The organism is Desulfobacteraceae bacterium, assembly GCA_022340425.1.
GTDB lineage: Bacteria > Desulfobacterota > Desulfobacteria > Desulfobacterales > JAABRJ01 > JAABRJ01.
This window is the reverse complement of the sequence record JAJDNY010000147.1, coordinates 1-20,108: the sequence shown is the minus strand read 5'-3', so window position 1 is coordinate 20,108 and position 20,108 is coordinate 1. Positions and strand designations below refer to the sequence as shown.

The window sequence follows — 20,108 nt, the reverse complement described above, 5'->3', positions numbered from 1 at the left end:
GGAGCCCCCATGCGATTTTTTCATCTGCTCAATTTCCAGCACGTGATGCTCTACCTCTTCCCCACCCTGGTCTTCATGGTGGTCTTCGGGGTGGGGCTGGCCTACCAGCATTTCAGCGGCAAGGACGCCGAGGCCCGCAAGGAGCGCATCACCTACCGCTTCGCCGACGGCATCGAGGACCGCGACGCGCCCTTTCCGCTGATCATGGTCCTGATCATCGCCGGAACGGTGGCCTGGGCCTTCTTCTACATCCTTTTCACCGGTATCCTGGAGGTGAAAATATAAAATGGAAAACGCGGCTCACAAGGAATCGGCGCTATTCGCGTGGTCGGTGGTCGGCCTGCTGGTGCTCCTCATTCTGGCCAAGGGCTTCTTCTCGTTCTACGTGGTGACCGACCGGGGCCAGCCCGGCTGGGACTACCGGCCCGTGCTGGACGTTCCGGGCGAGTCGCCCTACGCCATCTACCAGCCGGGCCCCTATCCCCAGCACATCCGGGGCATGAAGGGGGAATAGATGAAAAAGGTCGCCGTTCTTTTCGCAGCCGTCGCGGTGCTGGCCGTCGTGGCGGTCCAGGGGCTGAACCTCTTTGACCACTATTTCCCGTGGGGCCGGATGTGGGAGACCCCGGCGGTCAAACCCCACGAGCAGCCGCTTTTGGTGATGCCCGCCGGCAGCGTGCCGGTCGACGGCGGCGAGGCACGCTTGCGCGCCGCCGTGGACTCGGACCTGTTCAACCCCTTCAGCCCGCAGGACCCCGTCGTTATAGAGACCGGTGAAGCCCTTTACGCCACCTACTGCGCCCAGTGCCACGGCCGCCAGCACGACGGCAACGGCACCGTCGGCCAGAGCTTCAGCCCGCTGCCGACGGACCTGCGCAGCCCCAAAGTCCAGGAAGCCGAACCCGGCCTGATCTTCAAGGAGATCAGCTACGGGGTTCCCGGCGGGCGCCAGCCGCCGCTGGCGACCACCATCGAAGCCCAGGACCGCTGGCGCATCGTCGCCTACGTCAAGTCCCTGGGGCTGCGCAACTAACCCCCGCACCGCGATGCCCGAGACCACCGCGGCCTGCGACCTGTGCGGGCTCCCGCTGCGCTTCGGAACCATTTCCCACGAGTTGGAGGGGCGCAGCTACCATTTCTGCTGCATGGGCTGCCGCCAGGTTTTCGTCATGCTCCTGGCCGCCGCCGAAGTGGGCGACCCGGCCGAGTTTCGCAACACCGACCTGTTCCGCCGCTGCCAGGAGATGGGCGTCATCCCGCGCGACGCGGCGGACCTCGCCCGGCGCCAGCAGGGGTCCGCGACCCCACCCCCACCCCCGCCCCCACCCTCCGCCACCGGTGAAGGCGCAACGCTGCAACTCTCCCTCCAGATCGGCGGCATGTGGTGCCCCGCCTGCGCCTGGGTCATCGAGGACAGCCTGCGCCGCCAGCGGGGCGTCCTAGAGGCCGCATGCAACTTCGCCACCGACCGGCTGCAATGCCGCTTCGACCCGGTGCGCAGCGCGCCGGCCGAGATCATCCGCAGCGTCGAAAAGCTGGGCTACCGCGCCGCGCTTCCCAACGAGGCCGGGGCCGCCCGGGAGAGACGGCGCGAGTTCATCCGCTTCGGGGTCTCGGCCTTTCTCACGATGAACGTCATGATGCTCTCTTTCGCGCTTTACACGGGGTTTTTCAGCGCCCTTGCGGCCGAAGCGGTCCACAAGATCTCCTGGCCGATCTTCATCATGGCCAGTGCGGTGCTGGTCTACGGCGGGGGGCCGATCTACCAAAAAGCCCTGGCGGCGGCGCGGACCGGCCATTTCGGCATGGAAACCCTGGTGGCCGTGGGCGCCCTGGCCGCCTTCGGCTTCAGCACCTACAACCTGCTCCTGGGCAGCATCCACCTGTACTTCGACACCGCCGCGATGCTCACCACACTGGTGCTGCTGGGCAAAGCCCTGGAGCGCCGGGCCAAGGACGCCGTCCAGGAGGAGCTGGGCAATTTTTTCGCCCTCCAGCCGGCCAAGGTGCGCCTGCTGACGCCTGCTGCGCCCGGGGGGCGCTACGTGGCCGCCGAGATGCTCCAGCCGGGGGACAGCTTCCAGGTGGCGCCCGGCGAGGTTGTCGCAGCCGACGGCACGATCCTCTCGGGCAGCGCCGAGGTCGACGAATCCTCCCTCACCGGCGAGCCGCAACCGCTGGCCAAAAGACCCGGCGAGCGCCTGCGCAGCGGGGTGCGGGTGATCCGGGGGGACCTGACCCTGCGGGCGGAGCGGGTCGGCCCGGATTCGACCCTGGGGCAGATGATCGCCATCATGCAACAGGCCCTGGACGCCAGGACCCCTCTGGAGGGGCGCACCGACCGTCTGCTGCAGTGGTTCGTGCCCGCCATTGTGCTCCTGGCCCTACTGACCGGCCTGGCGTGTCTGGGGTTGGGGCTGACGGTTGAAGCGGCGATGGTCCGCGCCGTCACCGTGCTGGTGATCTCATGCCCCTGCGCCCTGGGCGTGGCCATCCCCCTGGCGCGGGTGGCCGGAATTTCGGTGGCGGGCCGGCACGGCATCCTGGTGCGGGAATTCTCGGCCTTCGAAAGGGCGCAACAGATCGACACCCTGGTGTTCGACAAGACCGGCACGGTCACCGACGGCCGCTGGCGGCTGCTGGCGGTACGGCCGGCGGGAGCCATGAACCCGGCCGATGCCCTGCAGCTGGCTCATTCGCTGGAAGCTGGCCAGTCGCACTTCATCGCGGCGGCGATAAAGCGCAAGGCCGAGGCCGACGGCCTCGCGCACCTGCCGTTGACGGATCGCAAAACTTCCCCGGACGGGATCAGCGCCCGCCTGGCGGGCCGCCCGGTTCGCATCGGCTCCGCACGGTTTGCAGGCAGCGACACGCCCCCCCCGGCGCCGGGGCCAGCGGACGACGCGGACAGCCCCCAATCGCGGGTCTACCTGTCCCTGGACGACCGGCCGGCGGCGGTTTTGGAATTCGGCGACGCCCTGCGGCCGTCCGCCGCGGACACCCTGAAGGCCCTCAAGCAGATGGGCTACGCCCTGGCCCTGATCTCCGGCGACGAGGAGGGCACCACCCGGCGGGTCGCCCGGCGGCTGGACATCCCGGCCGCCGCCGGGGGCTTGCGGCCCCACGAAAAGGCCGATTACGTCAAGGCCCTCCAAGAGCGCGGGGCGTGCGTCGCCATGGTCGGCGACGGGGTTAACGACGCCCCGGCCATGGCCCAGGCCCAGCTGGCGATCGCCGTGCACTCCGGCAGCCAGCTCAGCCGGGAAACCGCCGACATCACCCTGATGCGCGGCGACCCGGCCCAGATCATGGACTTCCTGGGGCTGGGCCGGCGGGTCAGTGCCAAGATCCGACAGAACTTGGCCTGCGCCTTCATCTACAATTTAATCGCCATTCCGGTGGCCATGTCGGGTCTACTGACCCCCCTGGTGGCCGTCTGCGCCATGCTGCTAAGCAGCCTGACGGTGATCGGCAACACCCTGCGGCTGATGCGGCCGACCGCCTGAGGGCCGCAGCAGGCCAAATTGACGCCCGCAGCCCCCGTAGTTATAGTAGGGGTGTTTCACCAAATCGTTCCGCCCCGCCCCGCCGGAAGCGACGCGCCTCGACGGGAAAAACACGCCCCCCTGCCCATCCGGCCCCGCCGGGCCCTCATCCGGCAGGACCCATCCGATTGCGATGCCGCTGCGGGTCGCCAGACCACAGCGCGCCCAAACATGGGAGGAAACATGACAGGACCCAGCAACAACCGCCTCCAGGAGCACGTGACGGCCGTCAAGGAAGGCCGGCGCAGCTTCGAAAACGCCTTCCAGGCCGTCACCCGCATGGTTCTCGAAAAGGAGATCCGCAAGGTCGTTGTCAACGGCAAAACCACCTACGATTTCGAGATCTTCCGCACCGGCAAAAAGCACATCATCGGCATGTACGACGAGCTCAACAGCTTCGTCTCCTACGTCAAGGACGCCGCCGAAGGCGGCTCCTCCAAAGAGATGGCCTTCGTGCTGGTGGGCGAGCCGGGAAACGGCAAGACCTTCATGGTGGACTTTCTGTGCGCGCGCTACCGGGGCTTTCTGACCCTGCCCCCCAACCGCAAGTACACCTTCCGCTTCAACCAAATCGACCAACTGGGCACCTACGGCCGCATCCGCACCATCGAGTCCCAGACCTACGAGGACCCCATGATACTGGCGATGAATCTCTTCGAGGACCCGGACCGCAGCCGCGAGCATCTGGGGTCCGCCTTCGGCTTCAGCGATGCGGCCATCGACACCCTCTACGAGAACTACCGGCCCCTGGGGGCCTGCAGCGGCTATATCTGGAACGACATCCGCAACCACACAGACGGCGACCTGGAGAAGATGCTGGAATTTGTCGAGATCGTGCCGGTGCCCCTGACCGAGAGCCTCGGCACGGTGACGGGCAAATACCCCGCCAAGGACAAGATCACCTCCTCGGCCGTCGACCTCCTGGGTGAGGAATCGATCCAGCGCCTGCTGCACATCGCCGACACCAACAACCCTTACCGCTTCGACCTGCGGCGCGGCGCCCTGGCGCGGGTCGCCGGCGGCGGCATCCATTTCAGCGACGAGATCTACAAGAACAAGAAGGACCTCGTGCAGGTCTACCTGGGGGTGATCCAGAACCGCTCCATCGAGATCGACGGCTACAAGTGGCCCATCGACAGCCTGATCATCGCCACCAGCAACAACTCCGAGTTCAACCAGTTCCTCTCCGAAAAGGAGGAGGCCCCCATCGTCGACCGCTGCCGGATCTGCTACGTCGCCCACAACACCAACTACAAGCTCCAGGCCGAGCTGACCGCCTACGCCATCGGCAGCGAGGCCAAGACCACCCTGACCCGCGAGAGCCTGCACCAGGACCCCAACCTCAACTACGCGGCCTCGGTGGCCGCCGTGCTGACGCGTCTGGCGCGCTCGGAAAAGTTGACTCCGGTGGAGACCATGAAGCTTGCCGCAGGCGAGGTGGCCGGCGAGAAGAGCATCAAGACCCTGGCCGAGGTGATCGACACTCTCAACCAGGAGCCGGACATCACCAAGCGCTTCGGCCAGGGCGGCCTCGGCCAGCGCAACCTGGGCCGCGCCCTGCAGCTCATGGTGGAAAGCTCCGAGACCAACGAGGGGCGCTGCATGTTCGCCTACGACATCTTCCGGGCGGTGGAGCGCGTGATCCTGGACTATGTTACCGACGCCAACAACCGGGTCAAGTTCCTGGAGGACCTCAAGATCGCCAAGAGCCTCTACCGCGAACGGATCATGACCGAGATGTTCAACGCCTACATGGATGAGCCGCTGGCGATCCGCAAGGACGTCATGAACTACGTCAACATGATCATCGGCATCGACGCCGAAAACCTCGGAGTCGACCGCATGTGGAAGTACAAGGACCCCCAGAGCGGCGAGCTGCGGGCCCTCAAGGTAGACGAGCGCTACATCAACAGCGTCGAGGAGCGCCTGGGGCTCAAGACCGAAGAGCAGCGCGACTCCTTCCGCACCTCGATCCGCAAGATCTACGGACAGAAGATCTCCGTCGACCCGAATTACGACTTCATGGACAACCTGGAGCTGGTCAAGGCGGTCACCGACGTGCGCTTGAAATCGGACATCGCCGGCGCCGGCAGCCTGATCGGCGCGCTGGCCAACCGCACCAACGAGGAGAACCAGAAGCTCTACGACCGCATGATCGACACGATGCTCAACAAGCTGGGCTACTGCCGCACCTGCGCCCAGAAAACCATCGAGTACTTCTGCACCCAGGAGGACGAGTCCTGAGCGGCAGTCAGGGTCGCGGCAAAAAGACAAGCAAGATGTGGAATCATTTTTTGCCGGGGCCCTTAACCGGCGGCAGCGCCCAAAGAGACCGCCGCCAGAGGTGAGTGAAGATCCCATGAACCCCGAATTCGAAGCCTACTGCCAAACCCTGCGCGCCAAAGAGGCCCTTTCAGAGGCCGAGCGGCGCCTGCTGGCCGAGATCGACGATCGCCGCCCGCACCGCCTGCCGGCGCCGCACGCCGCAGCCGGGATCCCCCTTTGCCCGGTGCGGGGCTTCTATGAACACCACGACCTGGAAAGCCTGCAGGCGATCACGGCCCTGGCGCCGGGCTACGCCGCCCGCATCGGCTCTCTGGACGAGCTCCTGGAACGCGACCGCCAGCGTGAAAAGGACGGCTTTCCGCGCAGGATCAACGTGGGCCGGCTGATCAAGCCCGGCAAAGGCGGCCGCGACAAGGTGGTGGTGGTGCCCACCACCGTCGAGGAGAAGCTGATCCACGACAACGCCCCCCAGTCCCCCGAAGCCGATGACACCTCCGGCGGCAGCGGCGACGGTCAGGAGGGCGAGGTCATCGGCCAGGAGCCGGTGCGCGAGCCGGGCAGCGGCGCGGGCGCGGGTCCCGGCCAGGGGGAAGGCGGCGCCCACGAGCTGGAATCCAGCGCCTACGATCTGGGCCGCATCCTGACGGAAAAATTCGAGCTGCCCAACCTCATGGACAAAGGCAAAAAACGCGCCCTGGCGCGCTACACCTACGAGCTGACCGACAGGCACCGCGGCTTCGGCCAGCTCCTGGACAAGAAGGCGACCCTGCGCCGGATCCTGCGCACCAATATCAGCCTGGGGAATGTGCCCGACCCGGGCGACATCGATCCCGCGCGCTTTGTGATCCCCCCTAAAGACCGGGTCTTCCGGGTGCTCTCCAAAGAAAAGGACTACGAGTCCCAGGCGATGATCTTTTTCCTGCGGGACTACTCGGGCTCCATGGCCGGGCGCGCCACCGAGCTGGTGGTCACCCAGCACGTCCTGATCTACAGCTGGCTGCTCTACCAGTACGACCGCCAGGTGCAGACCCGCTTCGTGCTGCACGACACCGAGGCCGCCGAGGTGCCCGACTTCTACACCTACTACAACCTCAGGGTGGCCGGCGGCACCCAGGTGGCCGCGGCCTACCGCCTGGTGAACGAGATCGTCCAGAAGGAGAACCTGATCCCCGACTTCAACATCTACATCTTTCATGGCACCGACGGCGACGACTGGGACACCGACGGCAAGACCACCGTGCCGGAGCTGAAGAAGATGCTGGCCTACGCCAACCGGGTGGGGGTCACCATCGCCGAGCACGGCGCAGCCGCCGGCCGCAAGACCGAGGTGGAAAAATACCTCAAGGACTCGGGCCTGCTGACCACCCAGCGCAAGCGCCTGCGGCTGGACGTGATGCAGGCCGAGGCCGACGAGGCGCGCCTGATCGAGGGCATCAAGCGGCTGACCGCCGAGGAATGAGCCGGCCGCGGCGGACGGCGCGGGCCCGACGGGGCCGGCCGGCTTCAGTCGGCGAGGAAAACCCCATGGAACTGATCGACCAGCACACCAAGAAGATCATGGAGGGCTGCAAGGCGCGCGCCCGGGAGGCCGGGCTGCGCTTCGAGGACGAGTCCCTGGAGTACATCGTCACCAACCGCGACCTGCTGGAGCTCTCCCCCAAGGTGATGATCCCGACCCTCTACGACTACTGGGTCCACGACGTGGAGGTGCTGCGCGAAAAGGGCAAGTACGAGCTTTACCCCGGCAACCCCTACGAGACCGTGATCAACACCCGCCCGGCGATTTCGTTCTACAACGACAACAACCCCGACTGGCTGAACGTCATGATCTTCTACCACGTCCTGGGGCATATCGACTTCTTCCAGAACAACCTCTTCTTCCGCCACACCTGGGACCTGGACTTCGCCGGCCAGGCCCTTTCGGACAAGCGCCTGATCGCCCAGCTGCGGTCGGAAAAGGGCCGCTGGGTGGACTACGTGATCGAGTTCACGCGCAGCATCGACAACCTGGTGGGCTTCCACGCCGAACTCTCCCGGCTGCACCGCCCGGAGGCCAGCAAGACCTCCACGCCGCTGGATTTTTACTTCGATGTCTTCCTCCAGACCCACAGGAAGGTCGCCGTCACCGACTACATCAAGGAGATCGGGCGCTACAACGCCTGCATGCGCAGCTACGGCGATTTGGGGGAGCAAACCTTTTTCGCCGAGATCCACCTCAAGCACCCCGAATTCGAGACCCTCTATCGCAAGCACCGCGAGCAGCGGCGGCCCGAGTCCGGCGACCTGGTCCAGTTTCTGAGCACCCACTCGGAGTTTCTCAACCGGGCCGAAAACCGCTGGATGAAAACCGTGATGGAAGTAGTGCGCAAAACCTCGCTCTTCTTTCAGCCCCAGATTCGGACCAAGGTCATGAACGAGGGCTGGGCGAGCTACTGGCACGAAACCCTTTTTTTCCAGGACAAGCGCATCCGCGGCCACGAGGTGGAATTCGCGCGGGTCAACGCGGCGGTCACGGCCATGCCCCGGGTGGGGCTCAACCCCTACGCCCTGGGCATGCGCCTGTTCTACGCCATCGAGCGGATGGCCGACCAGGGGCACTACTCCATCGCCTACCGCCGCCTGCGGGACGCCCGGAAGCGCCAGGGCTACGACACCGGCCAGGGCAGCGGGCGGGACTTCCTTTTCCAGGTGCGTGAAAACTTCTGCGACTTCACCTTCATCCACACCTTCGTGGACCAGGATTTCGTCGACCAGCACAAGCTCTTTGTGGCCGCCAAACGCCTCAACCAGGAGCGCCGCGTCTGGGAGTACTACATTAAGAGCCGCTCGGCCGAAGACTACCGCCAGATGCTGGAGGACGCGATCTACCACCCGCCGCGGATCACGGTGACGGCCGACGGGGAAAAGGACAACGTCCTGCGCTTGGCGCACCGCTTTGAAGGCAAGCCGCTGGTGCGCGACTTCATCCCCGGCACCCTGATGGGCATCGAATACCTGTGGGGGGCGCCGGTGGCGCTGGAGACCTACGAGCTGGTGGCCAAATCAGATGACAGCGCACCGCTTAGCCCGGCGCACCCGTTTCTGTCGGGCTACCCCGGCATGCAGCGCGATGAGGACCGCAAAGCCGGGGCCGAATGGCAGAAAGTGCGCTACACCATGAAAGACCGCAAGCTCAGCCGGGAGGTGATGGCGGCCGCTGACGCCCCAAACGCAGGCCAATCGGCCGCGCCCTGACCCGCCGCCCCGCGGGCCCTTCGAGGTTTACCGATGGACAACATCCAAAACGCACTGCAATACCTCAACCACAGCATAGGCAAGTCCAACCAGCACGACGCCATTTCCTTCCAGGCCTTCCTGCAGGAGCTGACCGCACACCCCGCAGGGGTGATCCGCAACGTTTTCCAGGTCTTTCACGACATGATCAAGACCTATGTCGGGGAGGGCATCGACGAGTACCCCAACGACCCGGAGTCCATCCACTACGTCTACTACGACTGCAAACGCCTGTTCGTGGAGAGCGCCGACCAACCCTTTTTCGCCGACCGGCTCTTCTCCAACCGCCTGATCAGCCTGGTGGAGGCCCTCAAACGGGGCGCCCAGCAGAACAAGGTCTATGTCTTCGAGGGGCCGCCGGGATCGGGCAAGAGCACCTTCCTCAACAACCTGCTACGCAAGTTCGAGGAGTACACCAACACCGAGGACGGCAAGCGCTACGAGGCCGTCTGGCGCCTCAACCGGCGGTTCCTGGGGGCCCTGCCCGACCAGGAGGCGATGCCCCTCTACGAGAAACTGGCCAAGCTGCTCAGCCAGGATTTTCAGGGGGACCCCGACGTCCTGGCGGACGCCCAGGCGCTGGCGCCGCGGGAGGGCTTCGTCGAAATCCTCTGCCCCAGCCACGACAACCCCATTTTGATGATCCCCAAGGCCTGCAGGCGGGTGTTCTTCGAAAACCTGCTGCAGGGCGACCCCTTCAAGGAGAAACTCCTCAACGACAAGGAGTACGACTGGGTCTTCCGGGACACCCCCTGCACCATCTGCAGCTCCCTCTATGAGGCCCTGCAGGCCCGCCTCAAGAGCCCCCAGGGGGTCTTCGAGCTGCTCTACGCGCGCCCCTACCGCTTCAACCGGCGCCTGGGCGAGGGCATCAGCGTCTTCACCCCCGGCGACAAGCCCATCAAGCAGGAGGTGCTCACCAACAACATCCTCCAGAGCCGGATCAACGGCATCCTCAAGGACAGCAACCAGGTCAAGTACATCTTCTCGCGCTACGCCAAGACCAACAACGGGATCTACGCCCTGATGGACATCAAGAGCCACAACACCGCGCGCATGATCGAGCTGCACAACATCATCAGCGAGGGCGTTCACAAGGTGGAGGACGTGGAGGAGAACGTCAACTCGCTCTTCCTGGCGCTGATGAACCCCGAGGACAAGGCCAACATCCAGGAGTTCCAGTCCTTCTCCGACCGCATTGAATACATCCGGATCCCCTACGTGATGGGCCTGCAGACCGAAGTGGAGATCTACCGCAACATTTTCGGCCGCCAGATCGACGCCAACTTCCTGCCGCGGGTGCTGCACAACTTCGCCCGGGTGATCATCTCCACCCGCCTCAACACCCGCTCCGAGGCCCTGCTGGAGTGGATCGGCGACCCGGGCAAGTACCGCATGTACTGCGACGAGAACCTGCAGCTGCTCAAGATGGAGATCTACACCGGCTACATCCCCAACTGGCTGCTGGAGGAGGACCGCAAGCGCCTGACCGCCCAGCGCCGCCGGCGGATCCTGGCCGAGTCCGAAAAGGAGGGCGACCGGGGGATATCCGGCCGGGATTCCATCAAGATCTTCAACGAGTTCTACTCGGCCTTCGCCCGAGAGGACAAGTTGATCAACATGTCGGACCTGTGCAAGTTCTTCACCCAGATCCGCAAGGACCTGGTCGCGGTGATCCCGGCCGGTTTCATGGACTCGCTGCTCAGGATGTACAACTACACCATCCTGCAGGAGGTCAAGGAGTGCCTTTACTACTACAACGAGGAGCAGATCGGGCGCGACATCCAGAACTACCTCTTTGCCATCAACTTCGAGCCCGGCGCCACCGAAACCTGCAAGTTCACCGGGGACCGGCTGGAGATCAGCGAGGATTTCTTTCAGAGCATCGAGGGCCGCCTGCTGGGAACCGCCACCGGCAAGCTGAAGCGCCGGGTGTTCCGCCAGGAGACCCAGCGCGAATACGCCACCCGCACCCTGCCCCAGGAGGTCCTGATGGCCGGCAAGCCCCTGCTCGAAACCCAGCTCTTCCAGGACCTTCACAGCCGCTACGTCTACAACCTCAAGGACAAGGTGCTCGACCCGTTCCTCGAGAACGAGAACTTCCGCAGCGCCATCAAGGACTACGCCCAGGAGGCGTTCAAGACCTACGACAAGCGCATCCGCGAAGACGTCACCTTCCTGATGCAGAACCTCGGCAAAACCTACGGCTACACCCAGCAGGGCGCCAAGGAGGTCTGCATCTACGTCATCGACAACGACCTGGCGCGCAAGTTCGCCAGCCCTGCCAAAGAAGAGGATTGACCGCCGTGCACCTTACGGCGAACGCCGCAACTCCCGGACGCCCGCCCCCGCAGGCCACCCGCATCATCTTGCGTCACCCCTAAATCCAGACCTCGAACCGCCGGCGTCACCAGACATAGGATTTGCTATTTTTAAATTTTTTGGCCATGGTGACGGGAATCTATCTGGTAATAAGCTGCAGCATCCATGTTGGAGCGTGAGCCATGAATGAAGTGTGGTTTGCACTGGGGCTGACCGTTTTTGCCGGCCTTGCCACCGGAATCGGCAGCGTCATCGCCTTTACGGCCAAGCGCACCGACTATCGTTTCCTGTCGGTGGTGACGGGTTTTTCGGCCGGTGTGATGCTCTATGTCTCGTTCGTGGAAATCTTCTTCAAAGGTGTGGACGCGCTCACAGGGCGGTATGGCGAGACCTTGGGGCACTGGATCAATGCGGCTTCATTTTTCGGCGGCATGTTGCTGATCGGCGTGATCGACAACCTGATACCGTCGGCCGAAAACCCCCACGAGATCCATCCGGAAGAAGAGACCCGGCCCCTGCACAATGAATCGGCGCCATTGCCGGAGTGTGCACCGGCAGTCACCAAGGCTTCAATGGCGTCAGCGATAGGGGACAACGATCACGAAGCGCAGCATCGAAAACTCCTGCGCATGGGGTTGTTTACTGCCCTGGCCATCGGCATTCACAATTTCCCCGAAGGCCTGGCCACCTTTTTGGCCGCGTTGCAGGACCCGAGCCTGGGTGTTGCCATCGCCGTGGCGGTCGCCCTGCACAACATTCCCGAAGGCATCAGTGTGTCAGTTCCGATTTTTTACGCCACCGGAGACCGTCAAAAGGCTTTCCTGTATTCATTTCTCAGCGGATTGGCTGAGCCGGTGGGCGCTCTTTTGGCCTATTTGGGGTTGCGTTTCACGGTTGGAACCCAAAATGGTTTGATTCCCCCCGAGGTCATGGGGGTCCTTTTCGGCGGGGTGGCGGGTATCATGGTCTACATCAGCCTGGACGAACTGCTGCCCACCAGCAGGGCCTACGGCAAGGGGCACGACAGCCTGTTCGGACTGGTTGCCGGAATGGTGGTCATGGCCCTGAGCCTGTTGCTGATGAAGTAAACCACCTGCCGTCACAGCTTGCGTTACCCCCCGATCCAGACCCCGAAACGCCATCGCCACCAAAGGGCCGGCGCGGCCGCCAGCAGGCTGAAAAGGACCGCCGCCCAGAGGATGCGCCACCCGCCGGCCCGCAGCCGGGATGCGGCGCCGGGCAGCGGCAGGCCGCAGCGCCGGACGACAAGCGCCAGCGTCCAGACCCCGCAACCCTCCAGGACCGTCAGCATCAGCAGACCGAACAGGGGAAACCCCACAAAGCGGTGTTCGGGCAAAAATAGGCACCAGGGGCAGTGGTGGTGCAGCACCTCGTAGGTGTAGGCGGCCAGCACCCGCACCAGGGCGACCGCCGCCGCCCCGGCCCACAGCAGGGCGACGCCGGCCAAGGCCCCCGGCCACGGTCCCCGGATGGGGTCCGGGGCCCGCGCAAGCCTCAGGGACAAGGCACCTAAAACCACCCCGCCCAGGGCGAAAAGCCCCACCCAGAGGCGGTCCGGCAGCCCGGCAGCGCGGCCGGCGAGCTCCGGCGGGCGGAACTGGTCATAGACAACCGCGCAGCAGTCCACCGGCTGGTGCACGTCAAGGCCGGCCAAGGCCTGGAAGGTAGCACCGGCCGCCAGCAGGCAAAGGGGCAGCGCCAGCAGCAAGAGCCGGGCGGCGGGCAGGGTCAAGGGCCGCAAAGGGTGGCGGCGGTTGACGGTCTCCACCATTCGCCAGCCGCAGAGCAGCACCAGAGCCCCCAGCCGGAAGCCCAACGCCCGGGGACCCGCCCCGGCGGTGGCCTGGAGCACGCCGGTGCCACACATGGCCCCGGGAACCAGTTCGGGCAGCACGTTGGTGATGCCAATCACCAGCAGCAGGCTGGCCGCGAGAAGGGCCCAGAAACCAAAGCCCGCGGCCAGCGCGCCGGTTTCCGCGCGGCGCTCCAGAATGATCTGGCCGGCCGCCGCCGATTCCGGCGCCCAGTGCAGCAGCACCTGCAGGGCGGCCGCGGCGGCGAAGAGAAGCGCCAACAGGCCCAAAAGATCGAGCCCGACCACTGCCAGCACCAGCGGGTGCCAGATCATTCGGCCGCCAATCGGCCCGCGGCCAGGTGCCAGTGCCGGTCGGCCACCCCGGCGGCGATTACCCGGGGGTCATGGGCGGCCACCACCACCGCGGCGTTGCGCTCCCGGCAGGCCGCCAGGGCCTGCAGCACCCGGGCGGCGTTCTCGGGGTCCTGATGGGCGGTCGGCTCGTCGGCGATCAGGAAATCCGGCCGCCCCACAAGGGCCCGGGCTAGGGCCACGCGCTGCCGCTCCCCGCCAGAGAGCCGCTCGGCCCAGGCACCGGCGAGATCCGCCAGCCCCAGTTCGGCCAGCACCTCATGGCCCGTGGCGCGCAGCGCGGCCAGGCACCGGCCGCGGGGCACCAGCGGCAGGATCACATTCTCCAGCACGCTCAGCCCGCTGAAGAGGTTGGCGGACTGAAAGACGACCCCCACCCGCCGCCGCCAGCGGTCGCGGTGGCCCGCCGCCCAGCGCGAGATGGGTGCACCGTCGGCCAGCACCTCCCCTGCGGTGGGACGCAGGAGCCCGGCCAGCAGGTGCAAAAGGGAACTCTTGCCGGCCCCGGTGGCGCCGGTGACAAGGGAAAGGCCGCCGCGGGGGAAAACCGCCGAGACATCCCGCAGCACGGTCCGGGGGCTTTCCGTGGAGGCGCCGTAAACCAGATCTACGTGGTGGGTGGCGAGCCCCTCCATCACAAGAGCCCCTCGCCTTTTAAGAGGTCCTGGGGATCGGCGGCCGCCCCCTGCAGGCTGGTCAAGAGCACCGCCGCCAGGTAGGGCCCCACCACAAGAGCGCCCAGCTCTAGCAGGGTCAGCAGCGCCCCGGTGGGGTCCAGGAAAAGCCGCGGCGGGGCCGTGCGCCAGCCGAAGAGCAGGCTGCCCGGCCAGCTCACCCCCGGGGGGAAGACCAGCGCGTAGGCCGCCAGCATGCCGAGGCAAACGGCCGGCAGGGCGATCAATAGCGCGCGGTAAACTTGCAGCCGCACCACATCGCCGGTGGTCCAGCCCAGCGCCTTGAGCAGCCCCACCTCGCGCCGCCGGCCGACGGCCTCGCGCACGGCACCGGCCACCACCAGGACCAGCGCCAGGACGGCGGGAATACCGGCGATCAGCATCAGCCCGCCGCGGCGTGCCAGCCCACCGGTATAGAGGCCAACGGCTTCGCTGCGGGCGGTGATGCGAACCGGCCAGGAAAAGGCGGCGGCGAGCTCGGGCAGGAGGGCGGCGGCTTCTTCGGCGTGAAATACGTCAACAGCCAGATCGACGGCCTCCCCGGGCGCCAACCCCAGCAAGAGGCGGGCATCGGCGGGATGCACCAGGACCACATCCTGACCTATGAGGGCGGTTTCGGCCGGCAGGCGCCCAACCGGCCGGAATTCAAGCGCCGCGGCGGCGGAAAGCGCAAGGCGCCGGGGATCCGGGCCGGGGTCGACCCCCGGGCCCAGCAGGGCCTCCCCCGACCGGGGGGCCGCAAGCGTCCCGCCGTCCCCGCCGGGGGGAAGCATCGCGGACCCCCAGGCGACCACCATCAGCGGCCCGGCCGGGCCGGCCGCCACCCCCCAGACGCGGGCCCGGGCCCGGGTCACACCGGGCACCCCGCGGGCTGCCACCAGGGCCTCGGCGGCCGGCAGCGGCGCCCACCCGCCGGCGTTTAAGCGGCGCACCACGAGATCCGGCCCGTGGGTCAGCAGGCGGCGGGCCGTCTGGCTGAGACCCTGACCCAAGAGCAGCACCGTGCCGCCCACGGTCAGCAGCAGAGCCAGGGCGGCGGCCATCAGCAGGGCCGGCGCGGGGCGCCGGATGACCTCCCGCGCCGCCCAGAGCAGGAGGGGATTACGGTTCAGCGGCTTCATCGGGGGCTCTCAGGGGGTCGCGGCTTTTGGCGGCGGGTTGCAGCGTCAGCCGGGCCGGGTCCGGGTCGACGCCGCCCAGCCAGGGCGAGAAATCGCCGGAGAGCGCCCCCGGGTCGCGACCGAAACGCCGCAGGGGCTGACCGGCGGGAACCAGGGCCAGGGCCGGACCGCCCAGGGGGCGCACCCAGACCGCCAGGGGCGCGGTGGTGTGGCCGGCGCGTATCAGCCCGTCGACGGCCATCAGGGCCAGCGGCGCAAGACAGCACAGGAACGCCAGCCACAGCAGGCGCCGGGCGCGGTCTAACCGGTCTGAAGGGAAAGGGGCCGTGGGCATGGGCGATTGACGGGCGGCGGTTAAAAGCACCACCGGGGCCGTGAACAAAGGTTGGGGGTTCAGCGAAAAGGCGGCCGCGCGTACGGTCCGCGGCCATGGGTATTCCTAAGCGAAAACCCGCCAAATAGCAACCCGCGCAGCCGCCCGCACACCCTTTCAAGGGGTCCCGGAAAGTGCTATCGTGGGATCCCTCGACGGGCAGGCGCCCGGCCCGCCGTGCACCCAACCGCCGGCCGCACCCCGCGCCCGGATCAAAGGAAACGGCTGCATGCCCCACGCGGACCTATACGCCCTCTTTCTGCTGGGCATCCTCGGGACCGGCCACTGCGTCGGCATGTGCGGCCCGCTGGTGTTCGCCTTCCCGGGTCGCACCGGCCACATGAGCGCCCACCTCTTCTACCACCTGGGACGCATCGGGACCTACACTGCCGTGGGGGGCGCCATGGGCGCGGTGGGACTTGGCCTCTCGCAGCTGGCCGGCCGCAGCGGGCTGGACCCCCTGGCCTGGATCGCCCGCCTGCAGGTCGGCTTCTCGCTCCTGGCCGCGGGGTTTCTCCTGGTCTTCGGGCTCGCGCGGCTTGAAATCATTCGCGAGCCGCCCTGGATGTCTCTGGCCGCACCCGATAAGATCCCCGGCTTCGGCCGCATCCTGCGCTCGGCCGGTGGCGGCCGCAGCGCGGGCGGCATGCTGGTCCTCGGGATGGCGCTGGGGTTTCTGCCCTGCGGCCTGTCCTTCGCCGCCTTTGCCCGGGCCCTGCCGGCCGGGGGGCTCCTGCCGGGGGCCCTGATGACCCTCGCCTTCGGCCTCGGCACCCTGCCCGGACTGCTGCTTCTGGGAACCGGCGCCTCCGGGCTGGCCCGCCGCTACCGGCGCCACTCCGACATCCTGTCGGGGATGGTGATGATCGCCATGGCGGCCAGCCTCGGGGCGGACGTCGTTCAGGCGTGGTTGAACTGAAGGGCGACACTTTAGTCAAATTTTTGCAGCCGAGCAGAGCAGTTGGCCAAACCTCGACGACCGCAAAGAGGATACAGAAACGGAAAACCCGCTGGGTTTCGACTTTTTCATGATAATCGTTTTAAAAATCGAGCACTGAGCCGAACGCCTCAAAAATATTGGCCCAGGCATGGATGGAAATGGGAATCGTGCTTCGCATCAAAGATAACGGCGTACGGCGGTTTTGCCGCACAAACCGAGGGCACCTGCTTCTGGCGGGAGTTGCGCTTTTTATTGGCCTGAGCGGCTGCGCGGGCACCGCCCCCCAAGCGCCGCCGCCGGCCGCCCCCCGCTGGCAGTGCGACCCTGAAGCCGACGCGGCCCTGAAACGGGAAGCTTTCCAGCAGGGGATCCGGCTGCACGAGGCGCTTCTCAAAGTCCAGCCCGACAACGCCCTCGCCTGGTACCACCTGGGCTACGCCCGGGGTCAAACCGGGGACCACGCCCGCGAAATCGCCTGCTACGAGCGGGCCCGAAGCCTGGGCTACACCCACGACGAAGGGCTCTTTTTCAACGCCGGCATGGCCCACCTGGAACTCGACCAGGTACCGCAAGCGCTGGCGGCCTTCCAAGAGGCCTTGGCCCTCAACCCCGACGGGGCGGACAACCACTTCGGGCTCGCCCTGGCACTTCAGGAGGCCGGCGACGACCCGGCGGCCGCGGACCACCTGCGCCAAGCCATTTTTCTGGATCCGGACCACATCGACGCCCGCCTGCAGTTGGCGCTGATCTGCATCCAAAGCGGCGACACGGACGGCGCGCGTGCCGAACTGCAGGCCGTCCTGGTGCGGGACCCGGAAAACCCCCAGGCCCGGCAACTGCTCGAAGCCCTGGAGGCCCGGTGATGCCGCCGGCCGCGAGGTGCTGAGCGGTGCGGGCCGCCATCCACATCGCACTGCACTTCCTGGTGCCGGCGGCCGTGGCCCGCTTCGGCTTCCAGCGCCATCGCTGGCGCGCCTGGTGGGTGATGGTGCTGACCCTGCTGGTGGACCTCGACCATCTCCTCGCCGTCCCGATCTACGCCCCGGACCGCTGCAGCATCGGTTTTCACCCCCTGCACACGGTTCCCGCCATCGGGGCCTACCTGCTGATGCTCCTGTTTCCGAAACTGCGCCTGGTGGGCCTGGGCCTGGTGATCCACATGGCGCTGGATGCCATCGACTGCCTTTGGATGCGGGCCGCCTGAGCGGCGGACGGGCGGCTGGGCCGAAGGGAAAACGGGGCTGGGCTGGGGTTATGGGAAAATGCTTGTAATCCTGGCGTGAATGTACTACGGATAATTTTTGGAGGGTTCACCGACGGCCCCCTTATGGCCGATCACCCGAGGAGAGCGATGGAGCTGCAACGTTGTTACGAGGTGCTGGGCATCCAGGCGCCGGCCTCGCCCGAAGCCGTCCACCAGGCCTACAAGGCCCAGGTCAAGTTCTTTCACCCGGACCGCTTCACCGACGACCCTGGGCAGCGGCGCCTGGCCGAAGAACGCCTCAAGGAGGTAAACGCGGCCTACGAGGCCCTGCAGACTTACCAGGCCCGAGCCCCCGAAGAAGCCCCCCGGCCCCGGGCAGCGACGGCCGAACGGTCGCCAGACCGGTCGTCGGAACACGCTGGCGCCGCCGAAAGCCCCCGGCCAACGCCCGCCGACCCCGGCGGCACGTCTCTGATGGCGCAATTGCGGGCCATCGGCGAGCGGGTGGTTTCCGGGATCGGCAACGCGCTTCAAAACCTGCGGCCAAATTACCCCAGCGGTCGCCAGCCCGGCGACCCGCGCCAGGTGGGCGGCTGCCGCCGGTCCGGCATGGGGCCCCGGCGCTCCGGCCGCCGCATGGGCCGCGGCAGCGGGGGCCGGCGGCGCTGAGCACACGCACAAAAGGCCCCCCGGCGATCGCAGATGCAAGCGGCAGCAGCCGCATGCCCCCGCGCGATCCTTTTCGGCTTCGCCCAAAAGAGCGGGTCGCTGCCATCTGAATCCCGCGGCACGCCCGCGGACGGGTCAACCCTCAAAACGGAGCCCCCTGCCATGAACACCGGGGATATCCCCCTGCCGGAATCGGCTTTCATGACCCACCAGGTGCCCCTCCTGCTCCAACGCTTCGAGATCTCCTGCTGCTCCGAGGGGTTTTGCAGCGAATATTTCATCCGCGACCGCAGAAGCGCCGAGGAGATCTCGTACGCCCTGATACTCTGCCTGAACCAGTTTTCCCACCGGATTCACGTCTCCAAATTCCACCCCGAACTCTACAAGCAGCCCAACGCCCACTACCTTTCGGCCGCCTGTTTCTACCTCCTGGTCCACCATTTTGCCCAGCATTACGGCGTCACCAGCGCGTTCACCATTTTCCTCCAGACCCGCCCGGCGATCTTCGAGCATTTTTACGCCCTGCTGCGGGATTTTGATTTCCATGTCCAGGCCCACGGCCTGGGCGACAACGTGGATGTCAGCAGCTGCTTCCGGCCGTGCCGGGTGAAGACCGAGATGATCGTTGAACGGCCGGCGACGGGGGTTGTTTTCTTGACAGAATAGAGGGCGCTGACGCGCTTTGGTGACCGCCAGACTTCCCACCCGCCTTGTCAACCATGAGATTCGTTCACTGAGGTTTTTGATGATCTGCAACCCGACCTTTGGGTGTTGAAGGACCAGTTGTTCAAATTGGCTGCGGCTGAAACCGCAGGTCAAGGTATCTTCGAGGCAATAGGCGCTGACTGGGTAATGGGCTTCCTCAGAAAACATGTTTTCACCGACAAAATCACCGGCCTTTCGGATATCCAGTGTCAGTTCAGTACCATCTTCGAGCACTTTGGAAAGCTTTACGCGCCCGCCTTTAATCAGAAACATTCCGTCGGCCGGATCTCCCTGCGAAAACAACGTTTGCCCCGTTTTCGATTTCTTACGCAGTGCCTGGCGGCTGAGCGCTTCAACTTCTTCTGCTTCAAGGTTTTGGAATATCCACAGATGGCCTATACAGGTTGGCGAAAGTTCGATGTCACTGCCTGCAATTTGTTCACATAGACAAGTCATTTAACACCTACAGTCAGATCCGATTATTATTTCAGTCATTGATTCCATCCATATCGAACGGAAAAGAAACAATGGGAACCAAGGCGGACATTCATATGCCATTCGCATACGACCAAAATAGGTAAGTAAATGAGGTAGGCAACGAACTTATTGATGAGTAAACGTGCCCATTTTTCAGCGCTCGAAATCGGCATCGCCCAAAAAACGCCCACCGCACGGGGGCGTGGCTTGAACCCTTTTGCCCGAAAAAGCGTGACCAGCTTTAGTTGACCTGTTAACGGACCAGCCGGAACCCGATTGTTCCTAACCGGCTACCGGGGGTCGTGTTGGCGCGGTTCGCCGCCCGGCATTC

18 protein-coding genes and 1 pseudogene are annotated in these 20,108 nt (G+C 65.7%); 14 read left to right on the top strand and 5 right to left on the bottom strand.

The genetic code is table 11. The features are described 5' to 3' along the window. Positions 1-9: 9 nt before the first annotated feature. The 9 genes from LJE63_12690 to zupT all read left to right on the top strand — a co-directional run bounded on the left by LJE63_12690 (position 10) and on the right by zupT (position 12,514). The gene (locus LJE63_12690) at positions 10-285 is read left to right on the top strand and encodes a hypothetical protein (protein MCG6907463.1); all 276 of its coding nucleotides are present in this window, start codon (positions 10-12) and stop codon (positions 283-285) included. Position 286: 1 nt separating this feature from the next. After that, positions 287-514 (top strand): hypothetical protein, encoded by a 228-nt coding sequence (locus tag LJE63_12685; protein ID MCG6907462.1) that lies wholly within the window; start codon positions 287-289, stop codon positions 512-514. Next, a complete protein-coding gene (locus tag LJE63_12680) occupies positions 515-1,033 on the top strand; it encodes a c-type cytochrome (protein MCG6907461.1) in 519 nt (172 codons plus the stop codon). Positions 1,034-1,046: 13 nt separating this feature from the next. Then, positions 1,047-3,506 (top strand): cation-translocating P-type ATPase, encoded by a 2,460-nt coding sequence (locus LJE63_12675; protein ID MCG6907460.1) that lies wholly within the window; start codon positions 1,047-1,049, stop codon positions 3,504-3,506. Between the two features lie 222 nt (positions 3,507-3,728). After that, positions 3,729-5,789 carry a serine protein kinase PrkA gene (locus LJE63_12670; GenBank protein MCG6907459.1) on the top strand — a complete coding sequence of 687 codons (2,061 nt, stop codon included), beginning with the start codon at positions 3,729-3,731 and terminating at the stop codon, positions 5,787-5,789. 100 nt (positions 5,790-5,889) lie between these two features. Then, positions 5,890-7,290 (top strand): DUF444 family protein, encoded by a 1,401-nt coding sequence (locus LJE63_12665; GenBank protein ID MCG6907458.1) that lies wholly within the window; start codon positions 5,890-5,892, stop codon positions 7,288-7,290. A gap of 65 nt (positions 7,291-7,355) precedes the next feature. Continuing rightward, positions 7,356-9,065, top strand: a complete 1,710-nt coding sequence (locus tag LJE63_12660) for a SpoVR family protein (GenBank protein ID MCG6907457.1) — start codon at positions 7,356-7,358, stop codon at positions 9,063-9,065. Positions 9,066-9,098: 33 nt separating this feature from the next. After that, positions 9,099-11,405 carry a serine protein kinase PrkA gene (locus tag LJE63_12655; protein ID MCG6907456.1) on the top strand — a complete coding sequence of 769 codons (2,307 nt, stop codon included), beginning with the start codon at positions 9,099-9,101 and terminating at the stop codon, positions 11,403-11,405. Positions 11,406-11,608: 203 nt separating this feature from the next. Further along, positions 11,609-12,514, top strand: coding sequence for a zinc transporter ZupT (gene zupT / locus LJE63_12650; protein MCG6907455.1), 906 nt, complete (start codon positions 11,609-11,611; stop codon positions 12,512-12,514). Positions 12,515-12,537: 23 nt separating this feature from the next. Here the strand turns inward: zupT and LJE63_12645 are convergent, their stop codons facing one another. From LJE63_12645 to LJE63_12630, 4 genes are read right to left on the bottom strand one after another with little or no spacing between them, the layout of a single operon-like run. Then, positions 12,538-13,575, bottom strand: a complete 1,038-nt coding sequence (locus LJE63_12645; GenBank protein MCG6907454.1) for a hypothetical protein — start codon at positions 13,573-13,575, stop codon at positions 12,538-12,540. Then, the gene (locus LJE63_12640) at positions 13,572-14,249 is read right to left on the bottom strand and encodes an ATP-binding cassette domain-containing protein (protein ID MCG6907453.1); all 678 of its coding nucleotides are present in this window, start codon (positions 14,247-14,249) and stop codon (positions 13,572-13,574) included. Before LJE63_12640 ends, LJE63_12645 begins: the two co-directional genes overlap by 4 nt. Beyond that, the gene (locus LJE63_12635) at positions 14,249-15,409 is read right to left on the bottom strand and encodes an ABC transporter permease (GenBank protein MCG6907452.1); all 1,161 of its coding nucleotides are present in this window, start codon (positions 15,407-15,409) and stop codon (positions 14,249-14,251) included. Before LJE63_12635 ends, LJE63_12640 begins: the two co-directional genes overlap by 1 nt. Then, positions 15,390-15,743 carry a hypothetical protein gene (locus tag LJE63_12630; protein MCG6907451.1) on the bottom strand — a complete coding sequence of 118 codons (354 nt, stop codon included), beginning with the start codon at positions 15,741-15,743 and terminating at the stop codon, positions 15,390-15,392. The genes LJE63_12635 and LJE63_12630 overlap by 20 nt, the downstream gene beginning before the upstream one ends. 268 nt (positions 15,744-16,011) lie before the next feature. On the opposite strand from LJE63_12630, the gene LJE63_12625 reads away from it, so the two are divergent. The 5 genes from LJE63_12625 to LJE63_12605 all read left to right on the top strand — a co-directional run bounded on the left by LJE63_12625 (position 16,012) and on the right by LJE63_12605 (position 19,261). Further along, complete coding sequence (locus LJE63_12625; GenBank protein ID MCG6907450.1) at positions 16,012-16,701, top strand: sulfite exporter TauE/SafE family protein; 690 nt, start codon at positions 16,012-16,014, stop codon at positions 16,699-16,701. Between the two features lie 179 nt (positions 16,702-16,880). Further along, a complete protein-coding gene (locus LJE63_12620; protein ID MCG6907449.1) occupies positions 16,881-17,585 on the top strand; it encodes a tetratricopeptide repeat protein in 705 nt (234 codons plus the stop codon). Between the two features lie 26 nt (positions 17,586-17,611). Beyond that, on the top strand, positions 17,612-17,926 hold the full coding sequence (locus LJE63_12615) for a DUF6122 family protein (GenBank protein ID MCG6907448.1): 315 nt from the start codon (positions 17,612-17,614) through the stop codon (positions 17,924-17,926). Positions 17,927-18,073: 147 nt separating this feature from the next. After that, the gene (locus tag LJE63_12610) at positions 18,074-18,595 is read left to right on the top strand and encodes a J domain-containing protein (GenBank protein MCG6907447.1); all 522 of its coding nucleotides are present in this window, start codon (positions 18,074-18,076) and stop codon (positions 18,593-18,595) included. A 162-nt stretch (positions 18,596-18,757) separates the two neighbouring features. After that, on the top strand, positions 18,758-19,261 hold the full coding sequence (locus LJE63_12605; protein ID MCG6907446.1) for a hypothetical protein: 504 nt from the start codon (positions 18,758-18,760) through the stop codon (positions 19,259-19,261). Between the two features lie 102 nt (positions 19,262-19,363). Here LJE63_12605 and LJE63_12600 read toward each other — a convergent pair. Continuing rightward, a pseudogene (locus LJE63_12600) lies at positions 19,364-19,756 on the bottom strand (cyclic nucleotide-binding domain-containing protein). Positions 19,757-20,108: the final 352 nt, after the last annotated feature.

Coding starts and splice junctions, on each gene's coding strand:
- LJE63_12625 (MCG6907450.1), top strand. CDS start 16,012: ATGCCCCACGCGGACCTATACGCCCTCTTTCTGCTGGGCATCCTCGGG.
- LJE63_12660 (MCG6907457.1), top strand. CDS start 7,356: ATGGAACTGATCGACCAGCACACCAAGAAGATCATGGAGGGCTGCAAG.
- LJE63_12655 (MCG6907456.1), top strand. CDS start 9,099: ATGGACAACATCCAAAACGCACTGCAATACCTCAACCACAGCATAGGC.
- LJE63_12645 (MCG6907454.1), bottom strand. CDS start 13,575: ATGATCTGGCACCCGCTGGTGCTGGCAGTGGTCGGGCTCGATCTTTTG.
- LJE63_12630 (MCG6907451.1), bottom strand. CDS start 15,743: ATGCCCACGGCCCCTTTCCCTTCAGACCGGTTAGACCGCGCCCGGCGC.
- LJE63_12635 (MCG6907452.1), bottom strand. CDS start 15,409: ATGAAGCCGCTGAACCGTAATCCCCTCCTGCTCTGGGCGGCGCGGGAG.
- LJE63_12640 (MCG6907453.1), bottom strand. CDS start 14,249: ATGGAGGGGCTCGCCACCCACCACGTAGATCTGGTTTACGGCGCCTCC.
- LJE63_12620 (MCG6907449.1), top strand. CDS start 16,881: ATGGGAATCGTGCTTCGCATCAAAGATAACGGCGTACGGCGGTTTTGC.
- zupT (MCG6907455.1), top strand. CDS start 11,609: ATGAATGAAGTGTGGTTTGCACTGGGGCTGACCGTTTTTGCCGGCCTT.
- LJE63_12685 (MCG6907462.1), top strand. CDS start 287: ATGGAAAACGCGGCTCACAAGGAATCGGCGCTATTCGCGTGGTCGGTG.
- LJE63_12610 (MCG6907447.1), top strand. CDS start 18,074: ATGGAGCTGCAACGTTGTTACGAGGTGCTGGGCATCCAGGCGCCGGCC.
- LJE63_12675 (MCG6907460.1), top strand. CDS start 1,047: ATGCCCGAGACCACCGCGGCCTGCGACCTGTGCGGGCTCCCGCTGCGC.
- LJE63_12670 (MCG6907459.1), top strand. CDS start 3,729: ATGACAGGACCCAGCAACAACCGCCTCCAGGAGCACGTGACGGCCGTC.
- LJE63_12605 (MCG6907446.1), top strand. CDS start 18,758: ATGAACACCGGGGATATCCCCCTGCCGGAATCGGCTTTCATGACCCAC.
- LJE63_12690 (MCG6907463.1), top strand. CDS start 10: ATGCGATTTTTTCATCTGCTCAATTTCCAGCACGTGATGCTCTACCTC.
- LJE63_12680 (MCG6907461.1), top strand. CDS start 515: ATGAAAAAGGTCGCCGTTCTTTTCGCAGCCGTCGCGGTGCTGGCCGTC.